At 71.6% G+C, this 24974-nt stretch carries 23 protein-coding genes; 12 read left to right on the top strand and 11 right to left on the bottom strand.

The annotated features are described in order from the left end of the window. Nucleotides 1-54 precede the first annotated feature (54 nt). Nucleotides 55-780 (bottom strand): IucA/IucC family C-terminal-domain containing protein, encoded by a 726-nt coding sequence (locus ACIGEZ_RS25710; RefSeq protein WP_399834983.1) that lies wholly within the window; start codon nt 778-780, stop codon nt 55-57. A gap of 281 nt (nt 781-1061) precedes the next feature. Here ACIGEZ_RS25710 and ACIGEZ_RS25715 point away from each other — a divergent pair, with 281 nt between their 5' ends. After that, complete coding sequence (locus ACIGEZ_RS25715) at nt 1062-2120, top strand: DMT family transporter (protein ID WP_399834986.1); 1059 nt, start codon at nt 1062-1064, stop codon at nt 2118-2120. On the opposite strand, the gene ACIGEZ_RS25720 is transcribed toward ACIGEZ_RS25715, so the two are convergent. From ACIGEZ_RS25720 to panD, 3 genes are all read right to left on the bottom strand, one after another. Further along, on the bottom strand, nt 2001-3380 hold the full coding sequence (locus tag ACIGEZ_RS25720; RefSeq protein ID WP_399834989.1) for a transglycosylase family protein: 1380 nt from the start codon (nt 3378-3380) through the stop codon (nt 2001-2003). The genes ACIGEZ_RS25715 and ACIGEZ_RS25720 overlap by 120 nt on opposite strands. A 355-nt stretch (nt 3381-3735) precedes the next feature. Beyond that, a complete protein-coding gene (locus ACIGEZ_RS25725; RefSeq protein WP_399834992.1) occupies nt 3736-4080 on the bottom strand; it encodes a GNAT family N-acetyltransferase in 345 nt (114 codons plus the stop codon). Nucleotides 4081-4118: 38 nt separating this feature from the next. After that, nucleotides 4119-4544, bottom strand: coding sequence for an aspartate 1-decarboxylase (panD, locus tag ACIGEZ_RS25730; RefSeq protein WP_399834995.1), 426 nt, complete (start codon nt 4542-4544; stop codon nt 4119-4121). A 366-nt stretch (nt 4545-4910) separates the two neighbouring features. Here panD and ACIGEZ_RS25735 point away from each other — a divergent pair, with 366 nt between their 5' ends. From ACIGEZ_RS25735 to ACIGEZ_RS25755, 5 genes are all read left to right on the top strand, one after another. Continuing rightward, nucleotides 4911-5135 (top strand): hypothetical protein, encoded by a 225-nt coding sequence (locus ACIGEZ_RS25735; RefSeq protein ID WP_399834998.1) that lies wholly within the window; start codon nt 4911-4913, stop codon nt 5133-5135. Nucleotides 5136-5258: 123 nt separating this feature from the next. Next, nucleotides 5259-6206, top strand: coding sequence for a flavodoxin domain-containing protein (locus tag ACIGEZ_RS25740; protein ID WP_399835001.1), 948 nt, complete (start codon nt 5259-5261; stop codon nt 6204-6206). A 252-nt stretch (nt 6207-6458) separates the two neighbouring features. Then, nucleotides 6459-6917: a Crp/Fnr family transcriptional regulator gene (locus ACIGEZ_RS25745; protein ID WP_399835004.1), complete on the top strand. Its 459-nt coding sequence runs from the start codon at nt 6459-6461 to the stop codon at nt 6915-6917. A 23-nt stretch (nt 6918-6940) separates the two neighbouring features. Next, on the top strand, nt 6941-7570 hold the full coding sequence (locus tag ACIGEZ_RS25750; RefSeq protein ID WP_399835007.1) for a CBS domain-containing protein: 630 nt from the start codon (nt 6941-6943) through the stop codon (nt 7568-7570). 65 nt (nt 7571-7635) lie between these two features. Continuing rightward, nucleotides 7636-8322, top strand: a complete 687-nt coding sequence (locus ACIGEZ_RS25755) for a response regulator (RefSeq protein ID WP_399835010.1) — start codon at nt 7636-7638, stop codon at nt 8320-8322. Nucleotides 8323-8332: 10 nt separating this feature from the next. On the opposite strand, the gene ACIGEZ_RS25760 is transcribed toward ACIGEZ_RS25755, so the two are convergent. From ACIGEZ_RS25760 to ACIGEZ_RS25775, 4 genes are read right to left on the bottom strand one after another with little or no spacing between them, the layout of a single operon-like run. After that, nucleotides 8333-10063 carry a GAF domain-containing protein gene (locus tag ACIGEZ_RS25760; RefSeq protein ID WP_399835013.1) on the bottom strand — a complete coding sequence of 577 codons (1731 nt, stop codon included), beginning with the start codon at nt 10061-10063 and terminating at the stop codon, nt 8333-8335. A 51-nt stretch (nt 10064-10114) separates the two neighbouring features. Next, the gene (locus ACIGEZ_RS25765; RefSeq protein WP_399835016.1) at nt 10115-12736 is read right to left on the bottom strand and encodes a cation-translocating P-type ATPase; all 2622 of its coding nucleotides are present in this window, start codon (nt 12734-12736) and stop codon (nt 10115-10117) included. A 7-nt stretch (nt 12737-12743) separates the two neighbouring features. Beyond that, a complete protein-coding gene (locus ACIGEZ_RS25770) occupies nt 12744-13604 on the bottom strand; it encodes a universal stress protein (protein ID WP_399835019.1) in 861 nt (286 codons plus the stop codon). After that, a complete protein-coding gene (locus ACIGEZ_RS25775) occupies nt 13601-14503 on the bottom strand; it encodes a universal stress protein (RefSeq protein WP_399835022.1) in 903 nt (300 codons plus the stop codon). The genes ACIGEZ_RS25770 and ACIGEZ_RS25775 overlap by 4 nt, the downstream gene beginning before the upstream one ends. Before the next feature lie 249 nt (nt 14504-14752). Here ACIGEZ_RS25775 and ACIGEZ_RS25780 point away from each other — a divergent pair, with 249 nt between their 5' ends. Both ACIGEZ_RS25780 and ACIGEZ_RS25785 read left to right on the top strand, forming a co-directional pair. Continuing rightward, nucleotides 14753-15376 (top strand): CBS domain-containing protein, encoded by a 624-nt coding sequence (locus tag ACIGEZ_RS25780; RefSeq protein WP_399835024.1) that lies wholly within the window; start codon nt 14753-14755, stop codon nt 15374-15376. Between the two features lie 22 nt (nt 15377-15398). Then, on the top strand, nt 15399-16388 hold the full coding sequence (locus ACIGEZ_RS25785; RefSeq protein WP_399835027.1) for an Acg family FMN-binding oxidoreductase: 990 nt from the start codon (nt 15399-15401) through the stop codon (nt 16386-16388). A gap of 27 nt (nt 16389-16415) precedes the next feature. On the opposite strand, the gene ACIGEZ_RS25790 is transcribed toward ACIGEZ_RS25785, so the two are convergent. The 3 genes from ACIGEZ_RS25790 to ACIGEZ_RS25800 all read right to left on the bottom strand — a co-directional run bounded on the left by ACIGEZ_RS25790 (nt 16416) and on the right by ACIGEZ_RS25800 (nt 20659). Then, nucleotides 16416-18806: a glycoside hydrolase family 65 protein gene (locus ACIGEZ_RS25790; RefSeq protein WP_399835030.1), complete on the bottom strand. Its 2391-nt coding sequence runs from the start codon at nt 18804-18806 to the stop codon at nt 16416-16418. Then, complete coding sequence (locus ACIGEZ_RS25795) at nt 18803-19543, bottom strand: HAD family hydrolase (protein ID WP_399835032.1); 741 nt, start codon at nt 19541-19543, stop codon at nt 18803-18805. The genes ACIGEZ_RS25790 and ACIGEZ_RS25795 overlap by 4 nt, the downstream gene beginning before the upstream one ends. 75 nt (nt 19544-19618) lie before the next feature. Then, nucleotides 19619-20659, bottom strand: coding sequence for a zinc-dependent alcohol dehydrogenase family protein (locus tag ACIGEZ_RS25800; protein WP_399835035.1), 1041 nt, complete (start codon nt 20657-20659; stop codon nt 19619-19621). Between the two features lie 174 nt (nt 20660-20833). Here ACIGEZ_RS25800 and ACIGEZ_RS25805 point away from each other — a divergent pair, with 174 nt between their 5' ends. The 4 genes from ACIGEZ_RS25805 to ACIGEZ_RS25820 all read left to right on the top strand — a co-directional run bounded on the left by ACIGEZ_RS25805 (nt 20834) and on the right by ACIGEZ_RS25820 (nt 24885). Continuing rightward, nucleotides 20834-22261, top strand: a complete 1428-nt coding sequence (locus tag ACIGEZ_RS25805; RefSeq protein ID WP_399835038.1) for an MBL fold metallo-hydrolase RNA specificity domain-containing protein — start codon at nt 20834-20836, stop codon at nt 22259-22261. A 93-nt stretch (nt 22262-22354) separates the two neighbouring features. Next, nucleotides 22355-22825 (top strand): cyclic nucleotide-binding domain-containing protein, encoded by a 471-nt coding sequence (locus ACIGEZ_RS25810; protein ID WP_399835041.1) that lies wholly within the window; start codon nt 22355-22357, stop codon nt 22823-22825. A 12-nt stretch (nt 22826-22837) separates the two neighbouring features. Continuing rightward, nucleotides 22838-23491, top strand: coding sequence for a CBS domain-containing protein (locus tag ACIGEZ_RS25815; RefSeq protein ID WP_399835043.1), 654 nt, complete (start codon nt 22838-22840; stop codon nt 23489-23491). 53 nt (nt 23492-23544) lie between these two features. Continuing rightward, nucleotides 23545-24885 carry a nicotinate phosphoribosyltransferase gene (locus ACIGEZ_RS25820; protein WP_399835046.1) on the top strand — a complete coding sequence of 447 codons (1341 nt, stop codon included), beginning with the start codon at nt 23545-23547 and terminating at the stop codon, nt 24883-24885. Nucleotides 24886-24974: the final 89 nt, after the last annotated feature.

A 24974-nucleotide genomic window follows, 5' to 3' on the forward strand; every position in this document is an offset into this window, starting at 1 on the left:
CCTCGGTCGCTCGCGCCGTCACTGGATTCAAGGACGGGTTTCGAGTACGCAACTTTACGGAGCCGGGGGCCGCCCCTCCAAACCCGTTCCGGGCGGGTGGTCGAACACACAGTCGCCGCACAGGCCTCCGGAGGGGCAGCGGTAGTAGAGGCAGCAGCTGGTGCGGCGCAGCGCGGGCCCCCGGACGGTACGGGCGAGGTCCGGGTGGTCGAAGAGGCCCTGGACGAGCCGGGCGGCCCGCTCGGCGGCCTCGGGGCGGTCATGGGCGCGGGCCCAGCGGGTCAGCTCGCGCAGCGCCCCGGCGAGCGCGGAGCCCGCGTTGCCCCACAGCAGCCGCGGGGAGATCCGGCCGTCGCGGGCGAAGGCCGCGTGCAGCGGGATCAGGTGGGCCTCGTGGACGGCGGCCCGCAGCTCGGCGACGGTGGCGGGACGGGTGGCGGTGCCGGACCACCACAGGTCCTCGGGCGACGTGAGCGCGCCGTCCCAGTGCAGGGTGTCGGGGGCCAGGTCCGGGAAGCGGCCGTAGAGCGCGGCGGGGCCGAGGGCGGTGGACCACAGGCGGGCGGCGAGACCGAGCTGGGCGACGGAGGCGCCGACCCGCCGCTCGGGGGCGCCGAGGCGGGCGCCGACCCGGTCCACGCGGGCGGTCAGGGGGCCGTCCTCGCCCGCGTACAGGCGCGCGAGCGGGCGGTGCGCCGCACCGCCGCCGGGCTCGGGCGCGGTGGTGCGCAGCGCGAAGAAGCCGCCGATCCGCGCGCTCTCGACAAGATCAAGCTCCACCCCTGCGTCCTTCCGCCGCCACCGGTCTCCCGGAGGGACACGGTACGGGCCAATGTGGACCGGATCGCCGGCGGACTGGCTCGGGTTGGGTTTTCCCGCCGGCCCCGATTCGCGCGGGCCGCTGCGGCCCAGACACCGGAAAAGTCGGATTAGCCCCTTCCTGACCTGCGAAGGCGTACATCCCGAGGTGTACCGGAGTCCGTCGTACTCCATCTGCGGTACTTCCGATCACGTTCCCCGGTACGACGACGTGAAGGCCCGGAAGAGAGATCGTGGAAGGTATGAGCCCCCTCGTGCTGTCCGTGCTCCTCGCCCTGGTCTCGGCGGTCGCCTACGCGGCCGCGGCGATCGTGCAGGAGCGGGTCGCGGCCTCCACCACCGGCCCGCGCTACGCACCGCTGCGCAGCCCGGCGTGGTGGGGCTCGGTCCTGCTCAACGGCCTCGGCGCGACCCTCCACGTGGCCGCCCTCGCCTACGGCCCGCTCAGCCTGGTGCAGCCGCTGGGCGCCCTGACGATCGTGTTCGCGCTGCCGATGGCGGCGCTCTTCGTGGGCCGCCGTGCCGGGCGTACGGCCTGGCGGGGAGCCGTCATGGCGACCGTGGGCCTGGCCGGGCTGCTCAGCCTGACGGGCGGCACCGGGGCGCAGGCTCTCGCCGACGGCGAGCGGCATCTGCTCGCCGCGGCGACGTTCGGCGCGGTGGCCGGTCTCTTCGTGGTGGCGCACGTGGTGGGCCGCTCGGTGCTGCGCAGCGTGATCCTGGCAGCGGCGGCCGGGGTGTCGTTCGGCATCGCCTCGGTCTTCACCAAGTCGGTGGCCGAGGAGTGGACGGCGAGCGCACCGCTGGCCGAGTGGACCAGCCTGCTGATCCTCTCGGCGCTCGCCGTGACCGGCCTGCTGCTGTCGCAGGCCTCGTACCGGGGCGCGGGCCTCGCCGCCCCGCTGGCCACCGTCACGGTGGTCAACCCGGTGATAGCCGCGGCGGTGGGGCTGACCCTGTTCGGCGAGTCCTTCCGCTACGGGGCGGCCGGCACCGTCGCCGCGCTGATCTGCGGCGCGGTGGCCGCGGGCGGCCTGGTCCAGCTCACGATGGACCGGCTTGCGCGGCCCGAGGACTCGCTGTCGGTGTCAGATCCTGCGCCGGACCGGGCGCCGGACCGGGATCGGGAGTCACCGGACCGGGATCGGGAGTCACGGGATCGGGAGTCACCGGATCGGGCCTCAGATCGAGACGCCCCGGGCGCGGAGGTAGGCGAGGGGGTCGATGTCGGAGCCGTACCCGGGACCCGTGCGCATCTCGAAGTGCAGGTGCGGTCCCGAACTGTTGCCGGTCGATCCTGACCGCGCGATGCGCTGACCGGTGTTGACCCGCTGCCCCTCACGGACGGTGAGGGCGGAGAGGTGCGCGTACTGGCTGTAGCGGCCGTCCTCGTGGCGGATGACGACCTGGTAGCCGTACGCGCCGCCCCAGCCGGCGGAGACGACCCTCCCGGTGGCCACGGCCCGGACGGAGGTGCCGGTGGGGACGGGGAAGTCCACACCCGTGTGGTAGCCGCTGGACCAGGAGGAGCCCTGGACGCGGTAGCTGGTGCCGATGTCGGTGTCGGAGACGGGCGAGGTGAAGCGGTCGGGGGCGGGGCGGGGCGCGGGCTTGTGGACCGGCTTCGGGGCGGGCTTGTGGACCGGCTTGGTCGCCTGCTGGGCGGCGGGCTTGGTGCCGGGCCTGGCGATCGGCTTGGTGCCGGGCCGTGCGGTCGGCCGGTCCGTGGGCCCCGTGACGGGCCTGGCGGTCGGCTTGGTGCCGGGCGTCGCGGCGGCCGGCGGCTTGGGCGCGGGCTTCGCGGGGGCCTGGGAGGTCGGGGGCTTCGCGGGGGCCGGGGGCTTCGTGGCCGGCTTCGGCGCGGCCGGCTTCGGCACCGCGGGCTTCGCGGGGGCGGCGGGGGCAGTCATCCGCAGGGTGAGGCGCTGGCCGGGGTAGATCAGGTCGGGGTCGCTGCCGACGACCCGGCGGTTGGCCTCGTAGAGCCGCTGCCAGCCGCCCCTGACGTGCTGGTCACGGGCGATCGCGGAGAGGGAGTCGCCGGGCGTGACCGTGTACATCTCGCGGACGGTCGGAACGGTGGTCGGCGTCGCGCTCGAAGCCGGTTTCCGCTGGGCCGGTAACGCGGCGTTCGACAGCGGGCGCGTGCGCTCCGTCTGGGTCTCGACGCCAGGGGCGTCACTGCCCCGTTCCAGCCCGGCGCGCGGCGCGCAGGCCGGCCAGGCGCCCGGGCCCTGGCCCTTCAGGACGCGCTCGGCGACGGCGATCTGCTGGTCCTTGGAGGCGAGGTCGGCGCGCGGGGCGTAGTGCGTACCGCCGTACCGCTCCCAGGTGGACTGACTGAACTGCAGTCCGCCGAAGTAGCCGTTGCCGGTGTTGATCTGCCAGTTGCTGGAGGACTCGCAGGACGCGAGCTTCTCCCAGACGTCGAGCGAGGCCGCCTGCGCCGTGCCCGCCCCGATCAGCGGCAGGGCCATGCCGGCGCCGCCCGCGGTGACGGTGAGCGAGGCACGGTTGATCCGGCTCGGCTGGTACCGGCGGTGTCTCCCGCGTACGGCCATGGGCCCCCCTTGAACGCATCGGCAGTCGCCCACGGTAAGGGCGGGCAACCGTGCGTGACAAGGTCTTGGGCGCAATCCCCCGCCCCGTCCGTCACCTCGCCGTCAGAACCCGGCAGGTCCCGGCTCCGGCTGGGGCTCCGGTTCCGGTACGGGCGAGGGAGTGGGCGGCGGCACGGGGCTCGGCGGAGGCACGGGCGTCGGCACCGGCGGGACGGGCGGCGGCAGCGGATCCGGGATGGGGGGCTGGGTCATGGTCGGGCTCCAGTGGTGGGCGCGGACATTCGGCTCCAGGTTCTCCCGGTGCGTGTGCCCGCGCTCGCGGAGCCCATTCATTCGGGTCGGTACCCGGCCGGGGTCACCAGAGTTCCGGCGTGGCCTTCAGCTGACGCTTGGCCGCGCGGACGACGTCCTCGGCGGGCACGGGGGCCTCGCCGGGGTGCCGCTCGGCCCACTTGGCCGCGTACGGGCACAGCGGCACGACGGGCACGCCCTCGGCCGCGGCCATCCGGTAGAACTCCCGCACCAGCGCTCCGGCGACGCCCTTCCCCTCGTGCGTCGCCTCGACCACGGTGTGCACCGCGACCAGGGCGTGCGGCTCGGCGTCGAGGACGAAGTAGACGACGACCCCGGCGTACTCGCCGTCGTCGAACGCCTCGAGGCGCCCCTTCTCCCGGTCGTCCCGGATGGTCGGCTCGGCCATGGTGCGCTTCTCCTTCTCGGCTCGGACCCGCGCTCGGCTCAGGCCCGCGCGGGCACGGCGTGCGGCGGCCGCACGGTGTCGCTCCCGGGCACCGGCGCGGACGCGTCGCCGCCCAGTTCCACGATGCGGTTCTCACCGTCGACGTGCACGACACGCGGCACGAGCGCCCGCGCCTCGGCGTCCTCGACCTGGGCGTAGCTGATCAGGATCACCAGGTCCCCGGGGTGCACGAGATGTGCCGCGGCCCCGTTGATCCCGATCACCCCGGAGCCCCGCTCCCCTTCGATGACGTACGTCTCCAGGCGGGCCCCGTTGTCGATGTCGACGATGTGGACCAGCTCACCGGGCAGCAGATCGGCGGCGTCCATCAGGTCGGCGTCGACGGTGACGGAGCCGACGTAGTGGAGGTCGGCCTGGGTGACGGTGGCACGGTGGATCTTGGACTTGAACATCGTACGCATCATCGAGGTACTCCTGGAACTAGGCTCCCTGCCTGCGTTTTTGCAGGTCAAGGGCGGTTTCCCTACCTTACAACGAGTCGCATGTCCGGGCAGCGTTCCCTAGGTTTTTCAGGACTGATGCTGACCACTTGCTGACTTTTCTGACGCGCCGTCAGGATGGGTCGGGAGGGCTGAGTCGGCCCGTCCACTCCCCGCCGCTGCGACGATGCCAGCCTACGCAACGGACCTCGGAGGCTCCGCGTGATCACTGTCACTGCGGCGTCCAAGGATGCCAGCAGACCGTAGGTACAGCTGCTGCCCCCGAGTGGTCCGGGGGCGTCGTATCGAGCCCCGAATGCCCCGAGGACAGCCCCTCCGCAGCACGGACGGGTGGGTCAGGGAGCGCGGCAACATAGCAGCGGATCGCCGGTTGGCGAAACCGCCGTTTCTCTCGACGAGCTGGGTCACAGAGAAGCCGCGAAGCTGGGACTGAAGGGCTACAAGCTCGGTCGCGGCAGGAATGCCAAGGTCCTCTACAAGAAGAACGAAGTCCTCGAATGGCTGGATCAGCAGAAGGTCCATGAGGCGGGCTCCTTGGACGGCCTTCGACTCTGAGTAAGGCAGGGGCCGGCCGCCGCCGTGGAGCCAGCCACGCCGCCACGCGACCGGGGACCGTTCGGCCCCAGCGAGATGCCTGCCGGTTGACCAGACTGGTGATGTCGGATCCGGGAGGTGTACATGAATGCCCAGCCGAGCGCCGCCGCGACAGCCGAGCCTCTCTTGCTCGACGCGGCGCTGCCCGAGTTCCGGTTCTCCCGCCTGGCGTGCCGGCCGGTGGTCACTCCGCCTTCGACGCGAGTCCCCGGCCTGCTCGAAACCGAACCCGGTGGCTACGCGGGCTTCGATGAGCCCGGCTGGGCGAAGATGGCGGCCGCCTTCTTCGTCCACGCCTACGGGGTACGGCGGTCCCTGCTGACCTACGAAGCTCGCGCTACCCGCACCGACCCGGTCTCCACCGCACGGTTCGGCCGCTACTCGACGCTGGTTTGGCCAGGCGTCGGCGTCGTGCTGCGGGGGGCTGCGGACGATCGAAGCGGGCTCAGAGGCCGGAGAACGACACCCATGAGGAGATGTGTCGAGATGCGTGCCGTGATCGTCTACGAGAGCCTGTTCGGCAACACGCGCGAGGTCGCCGACGCGATCGGAGAGGGCGTGAAGGAGGCCCACCCAGACGCTGAAGTCGAGTGCGTGGCAGTGGTCGACGCGCTGCCGGAGCGCATCGGTCCCACCGACCTGCTGGTCGTCGGCGGGCCGACCCACATGCGAGGCATGACCACCGGGATGAGCCGGAAAATGGGGCTGAAGGCCGAGGAGAAGGAGGCCGAGAGGGAAGAGCGTGCCTTCACCCCCGAGGAGGGCGCGGAGGGCCCTGGCGTCCGCGACTGGTTCCACGACACGCTCCCGAAGGCCCACACCGGTACCCACGCTGCCGCGGCCTTCGACACCCGTGCGGACATGCGCCTCGCGGGCGCCGCCGCCGGCGGCATCGCACGTCGGCTGCGCAGCCACGGTTATGAACTCGTCGCAGAGCCGGAGGGTTTCGTCATCGAGAACACCGAAGGACCGCTGCGCGAGGGCGAAAGGGAGCGCGCGCGGGCGTGGGGCGCGTCCCTCCAAGTCGCTTGACCGACCCATCGGGTCCCCCGCCGGCCAACGGGAGATCACGTCGGAGGCGCTCCGCTCCACGGGTACCGGAGATCGTCGCGCAGGCGTCGCGGCCGTGGTCAGGGACCGACGCGTGCCGCCGGCCGCGGGATGCCGGAACGGTCTGATCCTCCTCGCGCAGGCCGAACAGCGCTGCAAGGGGGACCATCCGGCCCTCCTCTCCCCTCCCGGAACAAGGACAGACTGGGAGTGAACACCGATCAGGAGGCCCCGATGAGCACTCCCCCCAACCCACGCCTCACCGCGGCCCTCTCCGCCGACCAGCGGGACCGGCTGTTGCAGTGTGCCGACCCGGTGGACTTCCCTGAAGGTACCCGGCTGTTCGAGGAAGGCGGCTACGCTGATCGGTTCTGGGTCATCCGTACGGGGACGGTCACCCTGGACGTCCGTGTCCCGGGCAGGCGGCCGGCCGTGGTCGACAGCGTCAGTACCGGTGAACTGCTCGGCTGGTCGTGGCTGTTCGAGCCATACCGCTGGCGCTTCGGAGCCGAGGCCATGACGAGGGTCCGCGCCGACGAGTTCGACGCGGCGACCGTGCGCATGATGATGGACGCCGATCCGAGCTTCGGCCTCGCCCTGGACCACTTCGTCGGACAGATGCTCGCCCACCGCCTCTTCTCCGCTCGTGTGCGGCTGCTGGACCTGTACGCCCCGCACGGGAGCGGCATGTAGATCCTCACCCCTGGGAGAACGTGATGCCCGCCTCGCGCTACACCGTCAGCGACGTCATGACCCACACCGCCGTCGCCATCGGGCGTGACGCTCCGTACAAGGAGATCGTCGCACTCATGGACCAGTGGAAAGTGAGTGCCCTGCCAGTTCTGGAGGGCGAGGGGCGGGTGATCGGGGTCGTGTCGGAGGCCGATCTGCTGCCGAAGGAGGAGTTCCGCACGGACGAGCCGCGCGCGGACGAGTTCGCTGCGGCGTCCAAGGCCGGAGCCGTACGGGCCGGGGAGCTCATGTCCAGCCCTGCCGTGACCGTCCACCCGGACGCGACCCTCGCCGAGGCGGCACGGATCATGGCTACCCGTCGCGTGAAGCGCCTGCCCGTGGTGAACGACATCGGCATGCTGGAGGGCGTGGTCAGCCGGAGCGATCTGCTGAAGGTGTTCCTTCGTACGGACGCCGAGGTCGAGGAGGACGTCCGCCGCTCCGTGCTCAGCGAGTCCGCTGTACCGGAGGAGCTGGACGTCACGGTGAAGCAGGGGGTGGCCACGATCCACGGTGGGCTCTCCGACAGGTCGCTGGTGCCGCTCCTGGCCCGGGCGGTTCGCGCGGTGGAGGGGGTCGTAGACGTCCGGATGGATCTCGATCCTGCCCGGTGAGGCGTTCGATGACGGACAATCCTCTTGAGGGGCGGGTACGTACGCGACGGACCACAGGGATCGCCATGAACGATCTGCCGACAGCCACCCCACCCACGCGGGTCTTCCTCGTCGACGACCACGAGGTTGTCCGCCGGGGCCTTCGTGACCTGATCGACGACGAGCCCGACATGGAAGTGGTCGGCGAAGCGTCGACGGCCGGCCAGGCGCTGGCCAGGGGGCCCGCCCTGCGGCCGGACGTCGCGGTTCTCGACGTCCGGCTGCCCGACGGCGACGGCATCTCCGTATGCCGGGAGCTCCGCTCCCGTATGCCCGAGCTGGCCTGCCTGATGCTGACCTCGTTCGACGACGAGGACGCCCTCCTCGACGCGATCATGGCCGGCGCCGCCGGGTACGTCCTCAAACAGATCAAGGGGTCCGACCTGGTGTCGGCGATCCGGACCGTGGCCACCGGGCAGTCGATGCTCGACCCGGCGACCACCGCCCGGCTGATGCACTCGCTCCGGGACCCGGAGTCGGCGAAGCCGCCGGAGGACGAGCGGCTAGCGGTGCTGTCCGAGCGGGAGCGGTCCGTCCTCGATCTCATCGGCGAGGGTCTCACCAACCGCCAGATCGCCAAGCGGCTCTATCTGTCGGAGAAGACCGTCAAGAACCACATCTCCCGGCTGCTCGGCAAGCTCGGCGTCGAGCGCCGCGTCCAGGCGGCCGTCATCGCCGCGCAGGTCCACGAGCACGACACCGAGGGGACTTAAGTAGAGGCTCTCACTCCCGGTCGACCGAGAGGGGGATCCGCCACTCGAGGACCGTGCCGCTGCGCGGCGCCGCACGCGTGCGGACCGTCAAGGTGCCGCCCAGCCGCTCGGCCCGCTCGGACAGATTCCGTAGTCCGCTGCGCCTGCCGTCGTGGGGGATGCCGACCCCGTCGTCGCTCACCGTCACCGCCAGCACGCCCTCGTCGGCCACGACCGACACCTCCGCGCTTCGGGCCCGGGCGTGCCGCGCCACATTCGTGAGCGCTTCCCCGAGGACGGCGAGCGCCTCCTCGGCCGCTTCCGGTGGTACGTCGGTGTCAAGCAGACCCTCCATGCGCAGCGCGGGAGCGAATCCGAGCGTCGACGCGGCCAAGTCCACCGCCTTGACCACGCGGTTTCGTAGTTTCGGGGCGGTTCCAGGGGTGTCGTGTTCCCGTAGACCGAAGATGGTCGACCGGATGATCTTGATGGTGGCGTCGAGATCCTCGATGGCCCGGCTCAGCCGCTCCACGGCTTCCGGGTGCTCGATGAAGCGCCGGGCGCTCTGCAGTGTCATCCCGGTGGCGAACAGACGCTGGATCGCCAGATCGTGCAGATCGCGCGCGATCCGGTCACGATCCTCCAGCAGGCTCACCTGTTCGGCGTCACGACGGCGGTCGGCCAGTTCCAGCGCCAGTGCCGCCTGCCCCGCGAATCCCGGAAGGGCGGTGGCCTCGGCGGTGGTGAACGGGGGCCGCCCGTGACGCCGGGCAAGGATCAGCACCCCGCTGAGACGCTCTTTGGTGCCGACCGTGACGGCCACCGCAGGTCCGAACCCCCTCCATCGTTCGGGCTGCACCGTGATGCGCGGCTCGTTCTCGACGTCGGCAACCATGACCAGGCCCTCCTGCGCGAGGGCAGCCTCGACCAGGGTTCCTTCACTGCTCGGCAGGACCACGCCGCTGTGCGCTTCGGCTCCCTCGCCGCAGGCCAGCGAGCCACGCAGCTCGCCGCCGACACCCACCAGGTAGAAGACCCCCATGTCGGCGCCCGCGATGTCCACCGCCTGCTCCAGCATCCCGTCGAGGACCTCGGCTTCCTCCGCGCCGGACAGGAGAGCGTTGGTGAAATCGGAGATCGCGGCCAGCCAGCGCTGGCGGAGCCGTCCCTCCTCGTAGAGCCGGGCGTTCTCGATGGCGATGCCGGCGGCGACGGCCAGGGTTGTGACAACGGCCTCGTCCTCTGCGTCGAAGTCCGCCGCTCCCCGCTTCTCGGTGAGGTAGAGGTTGCCGAAGACCTCGTCGCGGACCCGGATGGGGACACCCAGGAATGAGTGCATCGGCGGGTGATGGGGCGGGAATCCGTACGAGGCCGGGTGCTCGGACAGCTCGGCGAGGCGCAGGGGCTGGGGGTTGCGGATCAGTTCGCCGAGGATGCCGTGCCCGGAGGGCAGGTCGCCGATCCGCGCCCGCAGGTCGTCGTTGATGCCGACGGGAAGGAACTCCGAGAGCTTCTGGTCGTCCCCGATGACGCCCAGGGCCCCGTACTCGGCGTCCACGAGGGTGACGGCTGCATCCACGATGCCGCGCAGCACCTGTGGCAGATCGAGTTCCCGGCCGACGGACATGACGGCTTCGAGCAGCCCGTTGAGCCGGTCCCTGGTGCCCCGCACCTCGTCGATGCGTACCTGAAGCTCGTCGAGCAGCTCGTCGAGTCTCAGCCGCGGAATCCTGCCGTCCGCGGGCTCGGGGCCACGACCCATCGAAACCTCCGGCTGCGCCGAGCGCTCGGGCAGTACCCGAGGCGCACAGTTTCACCGTAGTCCGGATGCGGCACCGGTTCCTGTCGGCTCCCCTGGGTGGAATGCGGTCCGCAGGACGCGAGCCGCCACGAATCCGGCGGGCGCGCACACGAGAGCGATTCCGGCGCCTGCCCAGCCGAGCGGCTCGGTCTCGAGGACCGATCCGAGGAAGGGCACGTACAGGGCTGCCGCTGCCAGAAGGGCGGAGGCGAGAACGGACAGCGGGAGGAACGGGTTCTCCTTGGTCAGGAGTCGGGTGCGCAGGCCCAGGACCACACCGAGCTGCGCGGCGAGCAGGGCGAGGAAGAGGACGCTCTGCCAGGCCAGGTCCAGTGCCTGGGCGGTAAGTCCTGCACCGAGGGAGGCCGCCGTGACGACGGCCGCGAGAAGGAGCAGCCTCTGCCAGGCGCCACCGCCGAGAATGTGCTGGTCAGGTGGGCGCGGGGAGCGGCGCATCGCGCCCGGGGACGCGGGCTCGGCACCCATCGCGACGCCCGTGAGACCGTGTGTCAGGAGGTTGATCCACAGGATCTGGCCCGCGCGAAGAGGCAGCGGAAGCCCCAGGAACGGGCCGATGAGCATCACGAGGATCTCTGCCGCGCCGCCGGCCATCCCGTAGACGAGGAAGCGGCGGATGTTGTCGTAGACCCGCCTCCCCTCCTCGACGGCCGCCACGACCGTCGAGAGCTCGTCGTCGGTGAGGACGAGGTCCGCGGCCTGCCGCGCCACCTCCGTGCCGCGCGCCCCCATGGCTACACCGATGTCGGCACGGTGCAGCGCCGGGCCGTCGTTGACCCCGTCGCCGGTCATCGCCGTCACCGCTCCCCTGGCGCGCCACGCCTCCACGATGTCCAGCTTCTGCTGGGGGTCCGTACGGGCGAAGACCCGCACCGAGGTGAGGTCGGCGACCCGTCCCGCTGCCACGTCCGCCCCGGTGACGACGTGACCTTCCGTCTCGTCGCCGTCGCCCAGAAGTGCGACGTGGGACGCCACCGCCCGAGCCGTCGCCGGATGGTCTCCGGTGATGAGGACGGGGGTGATGCCCGCCGCACGGCAGGAGGCGAGGGTCGCTGCGGCATGCGGCTTGGGCGGGTCGCTGAGCGCGACGAGGCCGAGGAGCGCGAGCCCCGACTCCGCCGCGGTGACCGGGCTCGGGATGTCGTTCCGCACGCCCGATGCCACGGCGAGCACGCGGTACCCCCGGGCGGCCAGGCGCGCGGCCTCCAGGCGAGCCGCCGCGAGCGCGTCCGGAGGATCGAGCAGGACGGCCGGGTCGAGTACGGCTTCGGGGGCGCCCTTCAGACAGACGAGCACCGCGCCTCCGCCAGTCGTGTGGAGCGTGGTCATGCGTCTGCGGAGACTGTCGAAGGGCGCTTCTCCGATCCGAGGGCGGGTCATCGACAGTTCCGTCGGCTCCCGGCAGCCCGTCTTGGCCGCGGCCGTCAGCAGGGCGGCCTCCATGGGGTCGCCCAGGGCCGTCCATCGGCCGTCGGACGCCCTGTCATCCGGCGGGCGCAGCGTGGCGTCGTTGCAGAGAGCGGTCACCGTCAGCAGCTCGCGCAGCGTCTCGAGCTCGTCCGCCCCTGCCGGCCTCCCGGCGACAAGTGCCTCGCCCTCGGGTTCGTACCCCACGCCCGAGAGCTCGGCGCTCACCCGTGGTGTCCAGACGTGCTGGACGACCATGCGACCTTCGGTCAGGGTGCCGGTCTTGTCGGTGGCGAGGACGGACACCGAGCCGAGCGTCTCCACCGCGGGCAGCCGACGCACCAGGGCGTGCCGGGCGACCATGCGCCGGGCCCCGAGCGCGAGGGCCAGGGTGACGACGGCGGGGAGCGATTCGGGGACCGCCGCCACGGCCAGGCTGATGGCCGTGACGGCCATCGTGCCGAGCGGGAGCCCCCGTACCAGGCCGAGGGCGAAGACCAGGACGCACAGGAGGAGCGTCACGGCCGCGAGGACGCGCCCGAGGGCGGCGAGGCGGCGCTGCAACGGGGTCGGCTCGCGACGTTCGTCCAGCAGCGCGGCGATGCGGCCGAGAGCGCTGGACGCGCCGGTCGCCGTGACCATGGCCACGCCCCGGCCACGAACGACGACCGTGCCCGCGCTCAGCGTCGCGCCGGCGTCCTTGTCGACGGGCACGGACTCCCCCGTGAGCATGGACTCGTCCACCAGTACGGCGGACGCCTCGGCGAGCTCGGCGTCGGCGGCGACGATGTCGCCCTCGCCCACCAAGAGGACGTCACCCGGGACGACGACGGCGGCCGACATGTCGCGGACGACCCCGTCGCGCCGCACTCGCGCGTGCGGGGCGGTGAGGGCCGAGAGGGCGGCGACGGCGTTGTCGGCCCGGATCTCCTGCGCCACGCCGACGGTCGTGTTCACGAGGACGACCAGCCCGATGACGATCGCGTCGGGATGGTCACCGATCGCGAGGGTCAGCACGACCGCACCGAGGAGCACCATGATCAGCGGGTCGGTCAGCTGAGCCAGGACCCGCTTGTGGAGCCGTACGGGCCTCCTCGCGGCCACCTCGTTGGGTCCCGTGTCCGCGAGCCTCCGCGCGGCCTCCACCTCGGTGAGTCCCGTCGTCTCCCGCACAGAGGCGAGTGCCCGGTCCGCCGCCGACGCCGTCATGACTCGCTCACCCGGCGGGGACGGTGATCACCGGGCAGTGGGCACGGTGCAGCAGCCCGTGGACCACGGAGCCGACGCGCATCCCGGTATACCCACCGCGGCCCCGACGGCCGACGACGAGGGCGAGGGCGTGCTCGGCTGCTTCCGCGAGCACTTCGACGGGGGATCCTATGGGCACTTCGTGGGTGAGCCGGACGTCGGGATACTTCTCCGTCCAGCCCGCCGTCGTCTCCGAGAGCATCCGGCGTTCGGCGTGGAACAGCGTGTCACCGGAGCGCAGGGTGAAGACGGGCGGTTGCCAGACGGCGATCGCACGCAGTGCGCAGCGTCGGAGGTCCGCTTCCTCGAAGGCCCAGGCCAGGGCCGCTCGTGAGGGCTCGCTGCCGTCGACGCCGACCACGAGATAGGGCGTGTCCTGCGTAACGTGTTCCGCGTCGCCGACGACGGCCACCGGGCAGTGCGCCTTCGCGGTGACCGGGACGACCAGGGAGCCGGCGCTCAGGAACTCCTCGGTACGACTGAGATGCCGGGAGCCCAGCACGATCAGGTCGGCCTCGTGTGACAGACCGGCCAGGACTCCTCCGGGGAACCCGTCGAGAAGGGACGAGGTGGCCTCGATGCCCGGCTGCCTTGCGTGCGCCCAGGCAAGCGCGGTACGCAGAGTTTCGGTGCCCGCCCGCCGCTGTGCCACGTGACGGGGGGTGTCGTCGACGTGGTGGGTGTCGTGCTGCGGTGGTACCGCGACCACCAGGCGCAGTGCCCCTGCTCGCAGGTGGGCCTCGTCCGCAGCCCAGGCCAGGGCCATGTGCCAGTCCTTGACCGGGTCGATGCCGACGACGATGCCACCGCGATCCGTGGTGCTGGTCATGACGTGCTCCCATGTCCAGGCCCTTGCCGGGGGATGAGTTCCACAGGGCAGTGGGCGTGCTGCAGCAGGGCCAGCGTGATCCGGCCGAGCGTCGGTCCGAGGTAGCCGGGCGATCGCCGACCGCCCACGACCAGGAGGTCGGCGTGGTGAGACGCGTCGACGAGAGCTCCGGGCACGCTGCGGCTCTTCTGGCCCTCGGCGTGCAGCGTCAGGTTCGGGAACTCTTCCTGGATCCGGTCCGAGACAGAGGACAGTGCGCGTGCGTGATCGCGGGCGATCCGGTCGCAACCGTTGCGCAACGCAGCCCGTGGGTCGACGGACAGCGGCACACTCCACACGTGCAGGAGCCGCAGAGGCACCTTTCGCAGCAGGGCTTCGCGGGCCGCCGCGCGGGCGCACCCCGTGTCGGCCTCGCCCCGGATGGCCGCGAGAACCGTGCCGGCCTCGACGGTCTCCTCGGCCCCGCGCACCACGACCACGGGCGTGGTGGCGCCGGCCGCGACCTCGAGACCGACCGAACCGAGCAACAGCGACGAAAACCCGCCAAGGCCCCGGTGTCCGACGACGATGGTGCCGGTCAGGGCTGCGGCTCGTCGCAGACTGCCTGGAGCTGGGCCATCGGTGAGTTCCTTGACGACCGCCAGGTCAGGATGACGCGCCGTGACCGCCTCGGCAGCCTGGTCGAGTAGCTCCCTCCCCGCTTGCCTGCTCCTGACGATCTCGGCCTCGGAGAGAAACGGAACCGGTGCGTCTGTGGGCGCGGCATGAACGAGGCAGAGAGTGCTGCCTCGCAGGGCCGCCTCCGCTGCCGCCCACATCACCGCCGTGTGTGCGGACGGTGATCCGTCGACACCGACGACGACCCTGCCGAGACCGGGCCGGGCTGTGATGCCGTTCATGGCTCCTCCTCCCGAGGTCCGAGGGATCTCCTTTCACCCTGGCAGCTGGTTCCGAACAGCCGGAGGGCCGCTGGGGGCAATGACGGGACCAAAGGTCCCCACCCCGGCCGGGCAGGGGCGCGGTTCGGCGGTGAGGAGCCCGTTCGGTCCTGCGGGTGGACCATTCGGCCCTCGCAGGCCCCGCGGGCGCGTCGGAGGGTGGTGACACAGGACAGCACCCGTCCGACCCCTCGAACAGGAGGCGCGGCGATGAAGCACTTGAAAGTCGGCGGTCTGATGACCGCAGATGTGGTCTCCGCCGTCCCTGCGACGCCGTTCAAGGAGGTGGCGAAGTTGCTCGCCGAGCGCGACATCAGCGGGGTACCCGTCGTGGACGAGGACGATCATGTCGTCGGTGTCGTCTCCGAGAGCGACCTCCTGGCCCGCCACGAGCCGACCGTGCGGGACCTGATGACCACGCCGGCCGTCACGGTGCACGCCGAGGAGACGGTGGCGGACGCGGCGCGGCTGATGGTGCGCCGCGGAGTCGAGCGCCTTCCCGTGGTCGACGAGGAGGAACGGCTGGTAGGCATCGTGACCCGCCGCGATCTGCTCTGTGTCTACCTCCGCCCGGACTCGGAGATACGGCGCCGCATCCGTGAGGACGTCCTCACGGACGTCATGGGCCTGCCCGGGGACGCGGTGGACGTGCACGTCCTCGACGGCGTGGTGACGCTGGGAGGCCGTGTCCGGCGGCGGAGTCAGGCCCTGTCGCTCGTCGGACTCGCCGAGCGTGTGGACGGCGTCGTCGCCGTCGTGGACCAGCTGTCCTTCCGCGAAGACGACACACGTCTCACAGCCCCCACCCGGACCCCGCACGCCACCTCATGGTGACTCGCCACAGGCAGGACGAACCGTGTCTACCACCGCTCTGACCCGACCACTCGTGACATCGCTGATCGAAGACGCCGTCACGGCCCCTTCGATGCACAACGCACAGCCCTGGAAGTTCGTCTGCAAGACGGCCACCGGGGTCATCGAACTGCACGGCGATCCGCTGCGCGGCATGCCGCACGAGGACCCGGACCACCGCGCCCTCCACCTAGGCTGCGGCGCCGCACTGTTCGGTCTGCGGGTCGCCGCCGCACACCGTGCCCTGCGTCCCGTGGTTCGGCTGCTGCCCTATGCCGACGATCCCTGGCACCTCTCCGACGTACGGTTCGACGGCCCTGGCGACGCCGACAGCGACCTGGACGTGCTCCATGCGGCCCTGTCGCAACGGCACACCAGCCGCTTCCCTTTCACCGAGGAGCGGATCCCCTCGGAGGTCATCGACGGGCTCCGAGCCGCGGCCTTCCTCGAGGGCTGCCGACTCGTCGTACCGGGAGCGTGGCACACCGACACCGTCATGGAACTCGTCCACGCCTCTGAACTGTTCGAAGCGGCAGACGAGGCCGTGCGCACGGAGATCGCCGCCTGGACACGCACCGGTGCGGCCGGAGAAGGCCCCGCCACCGAGGGCATCCCGGCGTACGCCTTCGGCCCACGGCAGTACGACGTGACCTCCCCCGTCAGGGACTTCGGTGCTCCCCGTCAGGTGCCCGGCCGTGCCTCGGCGCGCTTCGAGAAGAAGCCGCAGATCGCGCTGCTCGGCACGGTCGAGGACACCCCGGAGGCATGGCTGAAGGCCGGCCAGGCGCTGCACCGGGTCCTCCTGCAAGCCACCCTCGACGGTCTGTCCACCTCCCTCATGTCCCAGCCTCTGGAATGGCCCGAACTCCGTTCCGACACCCGCGACCCCGGCTCGACGATCGGCTTCGTCCACATGGTGATCCGCCTGGGCTACGGCCCCCGGGGCCGGGCCACACCGCGCCGTCCCGTCTCCGAGGTGCTCGCCTTCGGATGAAGCGCTTCTCACGGCCGGAGCCGCCTCTCAGAGACGGAACCAACGCTCCTGTCCCGGTGCGACGGTGACCCTCCGGTCGCCGGGGAGGACGACGGCGAGCGGGCCCCCGGGCGAGGCGGGGACACGGATGGCCAGCCGGCCAGGGAGTATGCGCAGGCGCACGCCTCGATGACGGCCGACGCACACCGTGAAGGCAAAGCGTGGGATCTCCGCCAGCGGCGCCGGAGCCACCCGAAGCCCCTCCGATCCCGTTTCCAGGCCGGTGATCCCGCGTTCGACGAGGTCGACCGTGCCGGCCATCGCGCCGAGATGGATGCCCTCGCCGGTCGTTCCACCCTGGACGTCGGCGACGTCGGCGAGCAGGGCCTCCTCGCAGTAGCGCCAGGCGTCGGGGCCTTTCTGCCGGGCGAGCACCCAGCCGTGGACGAGGCTGCTGAGCGTCGAGCCGTGGCTGGTGCGCCGCAGGTAGTACGAGACGGTGGCGCGCCACACCTCGTCGTCCAGCCGGTAGCCGAGCCGGGCGAACAGTCCGTACAGCTCCTCGGGCCTGAAGAGGTAGCCGAGCATGAGGGTGTCAGCCTGCTTCGACGCCTGGTAGCGGTTGACCGTGTCGCCCTCTGCCTCCAGGATCCGGTCGAGTCTGCGGATGTCTCCGTAGCGGGTCCGATAGGACTCCCAGTCGAGCTCCGCCAGGCCCCCGTAGCCCTCGAACTGGCTGACCACGCCTTGGTGGAACGGCACATACAGGCGGCGGGAGAGATCCTCCCAGCGTGCGAGTTCGCCGTCGTCCAGCGCGAGTTGCTCAGAGAGTTCCGAGCGTCGGGCCTCGGGCAGTTCGCCGAGCAGGTCGAGGCCGCGGGCGAGCACCCAGGCGGCGGTCGCGTTGGTGTAGGCGTTGTCGTCGATCCCCGGGGTCGCGGCACCGGGATAGGCGTCGTGATACTCGTCGGGTCCCACGACCCCTCGGATGCGGTAGCGACCCAGCGCCGGGTCGAACGTGGCGGCCCCGGCCCAGTGGCGGGCGACCTCCAGCAGGATCTCCGCGCCTGCGGAGTGGAGGAATCCACGGTCACCGGTGGCCTGGCCGTACTGCCAGACGTTGAAGGCGACGGCGGAGCCGACATGGCGCTGGAGCCGGGAGTGGTCGGGCAACCAGCGTCCCGAGCGCGGGTTCAGGTGAAGGACCTGCGTCTCCTCCCGGCCAGAACTGGCGCTCTGCCATGGATACATGGCCCCTTGGCGCCCGGCGAGGCGGGCGGCCTCGCGGGCAGCCGGCAGTCGCCGGTGCCGGTACATGAGCAGCGCCCGGGCCACCTCGGGGAAGTGGAGGTTGAGGTAGGGCAGGACGAAGAGCTCGTCCCAGAAGACGTGGCCCCGGTACGCCTCACCGTGCAGTCCGCGCGCGGGCACGCCGACGTCGAGATCCGCCGTGTGCGGGGAGAGCGTCTGCAGCAGGTGGAACACGTGCAGCCGCAGGACGCGGCCGGCCTCACCCGGCACATGCAACTCACCCTGCTCCCAGACGCGCTGCCAGGCCGCCTTGTGAGTGGCGAGCAGCTGGGGGAAGGAAGGAGTACCAGCGATCACGTCGGTGGCCGCCGAGAGCGGGTCGACGGCGGGCCAGTCCGACGAGCTGCGCAGCGCCAGAGTCTTCACGACCATCGCCGAGCGCCGGGGAACGACCGGCAGGCGGTACGTCTGTACGGTGGCGGTCGGGGTGGCCGCCTCCCGGGCGGGCCGTACGGGGCGGGTGACCGTGCGCACGGCCATGGCGATTCTGATGCCCGGGTCGACCGTACGGCAGGAGATCCAGGCGACGCCCTTTGGCTCGAATCCGGTCCGGTGGTCCGTGAGATGACGCCCTTCGAGATGCCGGTACCGCTCGACTCCGGCATTCGTGACGGCGCCGTCCAGAATGGACTGCACCTCGACGAAACCGCTCCAGCCGTAGGCGCGGAACACGGTGCACTGGGCCGCCAGCCCGGGGTCTGCCATGTGCACGACGCGGATGTGGCTGACGTGCAGGCCCCGCCCGCGGGCGTCCTCGAAGAACAGGCGTCGGGTGAGCACGCCCGCGCGCAGGTCGAGGTGCACTTCGTAGTGGCGCAGCTCCCCGGCGTCGGGCGTCAGCCAGTCGCCCGCCTGACCGTCGTCCGGAAGACACCGATAGCGCAGAAGCGTCCAGTTCGGAAGGTTGACGAGGTCCTCGTTCTCGACCCGTTCGCCCGCGACGACCGAGGCGACCCGGTCGTAGCAGCCGGCCAGATAGATGCCCGGGTAGTGCGCGCCTCCGGCGGTGCACTCGGGAGCGGATCCTCGGGTGGCGAACCGGCCGTTGCCTAGGGTGCAGAGCGCTTCGACGAGCCGCTCGCGTTCCGGGTCGTACCGCTCGTACCCCCACGTCCAGCCGTTGGTCATCCGCGCTCACCCCACACGTTCCGGACCAGCGTCGTGAGATCGGGAACCGCCAGGTCGGCGCCCTGCTCCCGCAAGGGGCCGGCCGCGCTCCACAGCGCCGTGCGGTCGACACCGACGACGAGCCCGAATCCGCCGCGCCGCGCCGCCTCGACCCCGGCGATCGCGTCCTCGGCAACGGCGGTCTCCCGGGGGCGGCGGCCGAGGAGGGATGCCGCCTGCAGGAAGAGCGCCGGATCCGGTTTGCCCGCGAGGCCGAGCCGGGCTGCGTCCTCACCGTCCACGATCACCGCGAGGAGACCGGCGAGCCCCGCCGCATGGATCAGCGCCCGGGCGTGCCGGGAGGCGGACACCGCGGCGCACGGCACGCCTGCTGTGCGCAGGGCCGCGAGAGCCGGCCGGGCGTCGGGGAAGGCCGTGACGCCTTCCCTGCGAAGCAGCTCGACGAACGCGTGTTCCTTGCGGGCGGCGACCGCCCAGATCGTCGTGCAGCCGGGCGGGTCGCCGGGCGTTCCGGCCGGGAGTCCGACGCCCCGGGCGGCGAGGAAGGCCGCCGCCCCGTCGAAGCGTGGTCTTCCGTCGACGAACCGCCGGTAGTCGGCGTCCGCGTCGAACGGCGGCCGCTCCTCGCCCGCCGCAACGTGCAGGCAGGGGTCCAGCGCGATCTTCCAGGCCGCCGCGTGCAGACCCGCCGAGTCAAGCAGCACGCCGTCCGTGTCCAGGACCAGGGCACGGAGCATCGGGAGCCCGGGGCCTCGGTCCTCCACCGGAACAGCCCGTGCCGGACGGTCGTCGGAGCCGGCCATCGGCACGCCCTACGACCCGCCCAGCGCGACCTTGAGGGCACCTGTCTCCGCCGCGCGCCCGAAGACGTCGTACGCCTCCTCCATCTGTCCCAACTCGAAGCGGTGAGTGATCAGGGACGAGGACGGCAGCCGCCCGGCGGCCATCATGCGGAGCAGCAGGGGCGTGGACGAGGTGTCCACAAGACCGGTGGTGATCGTGACGTCCTTGATCCACAGGTCTTCGAGGTGGAGCACCGCGGGCTTGCCGTGGACTCCGATGTTGGCGACCCTGCCGCCGGGCCGGACCATCCGCGTGCACAGCTCGAACGCCTCCGGAACTCCGACGGCCTCCATGACGACATCGGCCCCGAGGCCCTCGGTCAGGTCCGCGACCAGCTGTTCGGGGTCTTCTCCCGCGTTCACGGTGGCGTCCGCGCCATGGGCACGGGCGGCGACGAGCCGCGACTCGGCCAGGTCGACGGCGACGATCCGGCCCGGACTGTAGAAGCCTGCGGTGGTGATGGCGGCGAGACCGATGGGGCCGGCGCCGACGACGACCACGGTGTCGGCGGGGCTCACAGCGCCGTTCAGGACCCCTACCTCGTAGGACGTGGGAAAGATGTCGGCAAGCAGGACGGCGTCCGAGCCGTCGATCGAGTCCGGCAGCGGGTGGACCGAAAGGTCGGCAAAGGGCACCCGGACGTACTCGGCCTGTGTGCCGTCGACGGTGTGGCCGAGGATCCAGCCACCTCCGCCACGGCACTGCCCGAATCGGCTCTCACGGCAGAACCTGCACCGGCCGCACGCAGAGATGCACGAGACCAGGACACGGTCCCCCGGCCGCACGGTGCGGACATCGTCTCCGGTCTCGACAACGGTTCCCACCGCCTCGTGTCCAAGGACTCGGCCGGGCGTCACCTCCGGCACGTCCCCCTTCAGGATGTGCAGGTCCGTGCCACAGATGGTGACGACGTCGACCCGCACGATCGCATCGGCCGGGTCCTCGACCGCCGGGTCGGGTACGTCCTGCCAGGCGATACGGCCCGGCTCCTGGAAGACGAGTGCCTTCATGGCGCCCACCCACTTCCTGTCGCACGTCGCTGAGGTCCTGCTCCACCAGGCTCCGCGGAGCCCCGCGGCAGCACATGAGCCGACCGGCCCCGAGAGGGGCCCGCTCGGACCCTCCGGGCCCGGCCGGTCCGGATGCGAGGGTGGAAACCGGTCCACTCCGAAGGAGGGCTGACCATGTCCGAGGCAGCCCCGAACCCTGTACCCACCGCTCCGCGTCCTGCACTGCTCAGTTTCCTGGGCGGGGTGGGGACGGTCACCGGAAGCAAGTTCCTCGTCGAGAGCGACCATGCGCGAATCCTCCTCGACTGCGGACTCTTCCAGGGTTTCGCGACCCTGCGGCGCCGCAACTGGGAACGGTTCGCCCGCGACGCCGCCGACGTCCGCGCCGTGGTGATCACCCACGCCCACCTGGACCATTGCGGCTATCTGCCCCGCCTGGTCCGGCAGGGATTCCGGGGGCCGATCCTCACCAGCGCCCACACCGCCCGGCTCGCCGGGATCGTGCTCCGCGACAGCGCCCGCCTGCAGATGGAGGCCGCCCAGCACGCCGACGAGCACGGCTGGTCCAAACACCGCCCGGCCAAGCCGCTGTACGACGACTCCGATGTCGAGAAGACGCTCGCGTACTTCGACCCGGTCCCGGTCGGCGAGGACGTCGAGATCATGGCCGGTATCCGGCTGACGCTCCACCACGGCGGGCACATCCTCGGGTCGGCGTGGGCCCGTCTGACGCTCGAGGACGGCCACACCCTGGCCGCGTCCGGCGACCTGGGGCGGCCCGGACACCCCCTGCTGCTGCCGCCCGAACCGTTCTCCGGCGCCGACGTGCTGCTCATGGAGTCCACGTACGGCGACCGCCGCCACGACCAGGAGTCCGCCCGGTCGGAGTTCGCCGCCGTGATCGCCCGGACCCTCGCCCGGAGCGGCACCGTCGTCATCCCCGCCTTCGCGATCGACCGCACCGAGGTCGTGCTGCACGAACTCACCCGGCTTCGCGAGACAGGCGTCCTGCCCCGGTCGGTGCCGGTGTACGTGGACAGCCCCATGGCCCTGGCCGCCCTCGACGTGTACCGGGACGCGGTGCGCGAGCGGTCCCCTGAGCTACGGCCGGAGATCCTCTCCCAGGGCGAGGCCGCGCTGAGCCCCGAACCGTTCCTCGCCGCGCGTACAGTCCAGGAGTCCATCGACATCAACAGCACCCACGGGCCCGCCGTCATCGTTTCCTCCGCAGGCATGGCGACCGGCGGCCGCGTCCTGCACCACCTGCACCGGCTGCTCCCCGATCCACGCAACGCCGTCGTCGTGGTCGGCTTCGCCGCGGCCGGCACCCGGGCCCGGGACCTCGTGGACGGCGCCAGGACACTCAAGATGTTCGGCGAGTACGTGCCCGTACGGGCCGAGGTCGCCGACGTTCCCCACTTCTCCGCCCACGCCGACGCCGGACAGATCATCGACTGGCTGCGCGGCGCCCCTCCCCCGCACACCACCTACCTCGTCCACGGCGAACCGGCCGCGTCCGAGGCGCTGCGCGACCGCATCGACCACGAGCTGGGCTGGACGGCCGTCGTCCCCCGGTCGGGTGAGGCCGTTCTGGTCCGGTGACCCGGGCCGTTCGGGCCCCGGGTGTGACCTGCGCGGCCCTGTCACGGACCGCCCGCCGCGCGCGAGTCTGAGGGGGAAGGGCTGGAGGACACCATGACCACCACACGGACGCTGCTCAACGACCTCGCCCCCGAGGCACGCGACCAACTCTTGGAGCACTCCCGCCCGGTTCACTTCGCCGCGGGCACCCGCATCTTCCGCGAACGGCAGCACGCCGACCGGTTCTGGATCCTCGAATCGGGTCGGGTCGAGCTCGACACGCACGTCCCCGGGCGCCGCAACGCGGTCGTGGACACCCTCTCCGCCGGCGCGCTCCTCGGCTGCTCATGGATCATGCCGCCGTACCAGTGGCACCTCGGTGCCACCGCGACCACGGAGGTTCGCGCCCTCGAGTTCGACGCGGAGGCCGTACGCGAACTCTGCTCGACGGATCCTTCCGTCGGGGAGGCCGTCTTCGCGCGCGTCGCGGCGACCATGGCGCGTCGGCTCCTGTCGGCCCGCAGTCGGCTCCTCGGCGACCTCATGCCGCGCGTCGGCGCGGAACCCCTGGCCTACGCCCGGTGAGGAGAGAGAGTCATGACATCGCAGCCCTTCACCGTCGCCGACGTGATGACCAAGAAGGTCGTCGCGGTCCTGCCCGGCGCGGACTTCAAGGAGATCGTCACCACGATGCAGCGGTGGAAGGTGACCGCCGTCCCGGTCGTCGAGGGCGAGGGACGTGTCATCGGCGTGGTCTCCGAGGCGGACCTCCTGCTCAAGGAGGAGTTCCACGACCACCGCCTGGGACTCGTCGAACAGCTGCGCCGGCTCGACGCCACTGCCAAGGCCGGTTCGCGCCGGGCCGAGGGCCTGATGACCTCGCCCGCCGTCACTGTCGCCCCCGAGGCGTCCCTGCCGCAGGCCGCGCGCCTCATGGCCGCGCATCACGTCAAGCGACTGCCGGTCGTCGACGCGAGCGGCACGATCCAGGGGATCGTGAGCCGGTCCGACCTCCTCAAGGTGTTCCTCCGGTCGGACGACGATCTCGCCGCCGAAGTGCGCCGCGACGTCATCGAGCACCTTTTCCCGCTCTCCCACCACCAGGTCGACGTCCGTGTCGACGCCGGTGTCGTGACGCTGTCCGGCGAGGTCCGCGACAGTGCTCTCGTCCCACTCGCGGCACGCCTGGCGCGGGCCGTCGAAGGCGTGGTGGATGTACGGTGCGAACTCACCGCCCAGGACCGGACGTAGCCATGCCCCGCCGATCCGGTGCGGGCCACGGGCCCGCCGTACGGGCTCGAACCATGTCGCAGGTGACCGCCACCGACCTGTACGAGGTCACGATGGCCCTCTCGTACCTGCGGGAGGACATGCAGGCACCGGCCACGTTCAGCCTCTTCGTCCGTGACCTCCCGCCAGGTCGCGGGTTTCTCGTCGCCGCCGGGCTCGAACCTGCCCTCGACTACCTCTCCGGCTTCCGCGTGGGCCGTTCCGACGTCCAGGAGTTCGCCGAGGCGCTGCGGCGGCCTGTCGAGGACCTCGAACCGCTGCACGGCCTGTCCTTCGACGGTCACGTCCGCGCCGTGCCCGAAGGGCGGCTCGTCTTCGCAGGTGAGCCGCTCCTGGAGGTCACCGCGCCGCTGCCGCAGGCGCAGCTCGTCGAGACGTACCTGCTCTGCCTTCTCTGCCATCAGACGGCCGTCGCGTCCAAGGCGGCGCGGTGCGTGGTCGCCGCCGCCGGGCGGCCCCTCGTGGACTTCTCCCTGCGCCGCGCACACGGGCCCGAAGCAGGCATGCAGGCGGCACGCCTCGGCGCCCTCGTCGGTTTCACCGGCACCAGCAACGTCGCCGCCGCCAACCGGTACGGCATCCCCGCCGCCGGCACGATGGCCCACTCGTACATCGAGACCTTCGCGTCGGAAGAGGAGGCGTTCCGGGCATTCGCCCGCACCCATCCCGGCCCGGTGACCTTCCTGGTCGACACCTTCGACACCGACCGCGGCGTCGCGACGGCGGCGCGCGTGCTCAAGGACCTCCGGCTGGGCTCGGGGTGCGGAGTCCGTCTCGACAGCGGAGACCTGGGCGCACTGGCTCGCCGGGCCCGCGCGGCTCTCGACGCGGCGGGTCTGAGGGACGTGCGGATCATCGCGAGCGGCGGTCTGGACGAGTACGGCGTCGACCGGCTCGTCCGTGAGGGAGCGCCGATCGACGTCTTCGCCGTGGGGACGAAGGTCGGCACGGCCGCAGACGCCCCGTATCTGGACGCGGCGTACAAGCTGGTCGAGTACGACGGACACCCTGTGATGAAGCTGTCGTCGGCAAAGGTGACGGCGCCGGGGCAGAAGCAGGTCTTCCGAGGTCCCTGCCTTCGGGACGTCATCGGCCTGGCCGACGAGGAGTCGCCCGCGGGCACGGAGGCCCTGCTGCGGACCGTCATGCGTGACGGGCTGCGTACGGAGCCGCCGGGCACCCTGACCGCTGCCCGCGCCCGCTTCGAAGCGGATCTCGCCGAGCTGCCGAACGAGGCACGGCGTATCGATCGCCCGGTGACGCCGGAGCCCATGGTGTCAACGCGGCTGACGACACTGACGACCGCCGTACGACAGCGCATCGAGGCGCGGACGCGCGCCGGACGGTTGGCGTGACCCGGCCGCCCGCAGCCTCCCGCCGTCCGCCACCGGGCTGAGATCGGCGGCCAAACAGAGGGGGTGCGACGCCTCCGGGGGAAAGTGCC

The organism is Streptomyces sp. NPDC085481 (assembly GCF_044541845.1).
Taxonomy (GTDB): Bacteria; Actinomycetota; Actinomycetes; order Streptomycetales; family Streptomycetaceae; genus Streptomyces.

What these genes read in the sequence shown, in the direction of transcription:
- ACIGEZ_RS25715 (WP_399834986.1), top strand. Translation starts at nt 1,062, where the DNA reads ATGAGCCCCCTCGTGCTGTCCGTGCTCCTCGCCCTGGTCTCGGCGGTC.
- ACIGEZ_RS25720 (WP_399834989.1), bottom strand. Translation starts at nt 3,380, where the DNA reads ATGGCCGTACGCGGGAGACACCGCCGGTACCAGCCGAGCCGGATCAAC.
- ACIGEZ_RS25725 (WP_399834992.1), bottom strand. Translation starts at nt 4,080, where the DNA reads ATGGCCGAGCCGACCATCCGGGACGACCGGGAGAAGGGGCGCCTCGAG.
- panD (WP_399834995.1), bottom strand. Translation starts at nt 4,544, where the DNA reads ATGATGCGTACGATGTTCAAGTCCAAGATCCACCGTGCCACCGTCACC.
- ACIGEZ_RS25740 (WP_399835001.1), top strand. Translation starts at nt 5,259, where the DNA reads ATGAATGCCCAGCCGAGCGCCGCCGCGACAGCCGAGCCTCTCTTGCTC.
- ACIGEZ_RS25745 (WP_399835004.1), top strand. Translation starts at nt 6,459, where the DNA reads ATGAGCACTCCCCCCAACCCACGCCTCACCGCGGCCCTCTCCGCCGAC.
- ACIGEZ_RS25750 (WP_399835007.1), top strand. Translation starts at nt 6,941, where the DNA reads ATGCCCGCCTCGCGCTACACCGTCAGCGACGTCATGACCCACACCGCC.
- ACIGEZ_RS25755 (WP_399835010.1), top strand. Translation starts at nt 7,636, where the DNA reads ATGAACGATCTGCCGACAGCCACCCCACCCACGCGGGTCTTCCTCGTC.
- ACIGEZ_RS25760 (WP_399835013.1), bottom strand. Translation starts at nt 10,063, where the DNA reads ATGGGTCGTGGCCCCGAGCCCGCGGACGGCAGGATTCCGCGGCTGAGA.
- ACIGEZ_RS25765 (WP_399835016.1), bottom strand. Translation starts at nt 12,736, where the DNA reads ATGACGGCGTCGGCGGCGGACCGGGCACTCGCCTCTGTGCGGGAGACG.
- ACIGEZ_RS25770 (WP_399835019.1), bottom strand. Translation starts at nt 13,604, where the DNA reads ATGACCAGCACCACGGATCGCGGTGGCATCGTCGTCGGCATCGACCCG.
- ACIGEZ_RS25775 (WP_399835022.1), bottom strand. Translation starts at nt 14,503, where the DNA reads ATGAACGGCATCACAGCCCGGCCCGGTCTCGGCAGGGTCGTCGTCGGT.
- ACIGEZ_RS25780 (WP_399835024.1), top strand. Translation starts at nt 14,753, where the DNA reads ATGAAGCACTTGAAAGTCGGCGGTCTGATGACCGCAGATGTGGTCTCC.
- ACIGEZ_RS25790 (WP_399835030.1), bottom strand. Translation starts at nt 18,806, where the DNA reads ATGACCAACGGCTGGACGTGGGGGTACGAGCGGTACGACCCGGAACGC.
- ACIGEZ_RS25795 (WP_399835032.1), bottom strand. Translation starts at nt 19,543, where the DNA reads ATGCTCCGTGCCCTGGTCCTGGACACGGACGGCGTGCTGCTTGACTCG.
- ACIGEZ_RS25800 (WP_399835035.1), bottom strand. Translation starts at nt 20,659, where the DNA reads ATGAAGGCACTCGTCTTCCAGGAGCCGGGCCGTATCGCCTGGCAGGAC.
- ACIGEZ_RS25805 (WP_399835038.1), top strand. Translation starts at nt 20,834, where the DNA reads ATGTCCGAGGCAGCCCCGAACCCTGTACCCACCGCTCCGCGTCCTGCA.
- ACIGEZ_RS25810 (WP_399835041.1), top strand. Translation starts at nt 22,355, where the DNA reads ATGACCACCACACGGACGCTGCTCAACGACCTCGCCCCCGAGGCACGC.
- ACIGEZ_RS25815 (WP_399835043.1), top strand. Translation starts at nt 22,838, where the DNA reads ATGACATCGCAGCCCTTCACCGTCGCCGACGTGATGACCAAGAAGGTC.
- ACIGEZ_RS25820 (WP_399835046.1), top strand. Translation starts at nt 23,545, where the DNA reads ATGTCGCAGGTGACCGCCACCGACCTGTACGAGGTCACGATGGCCCTC.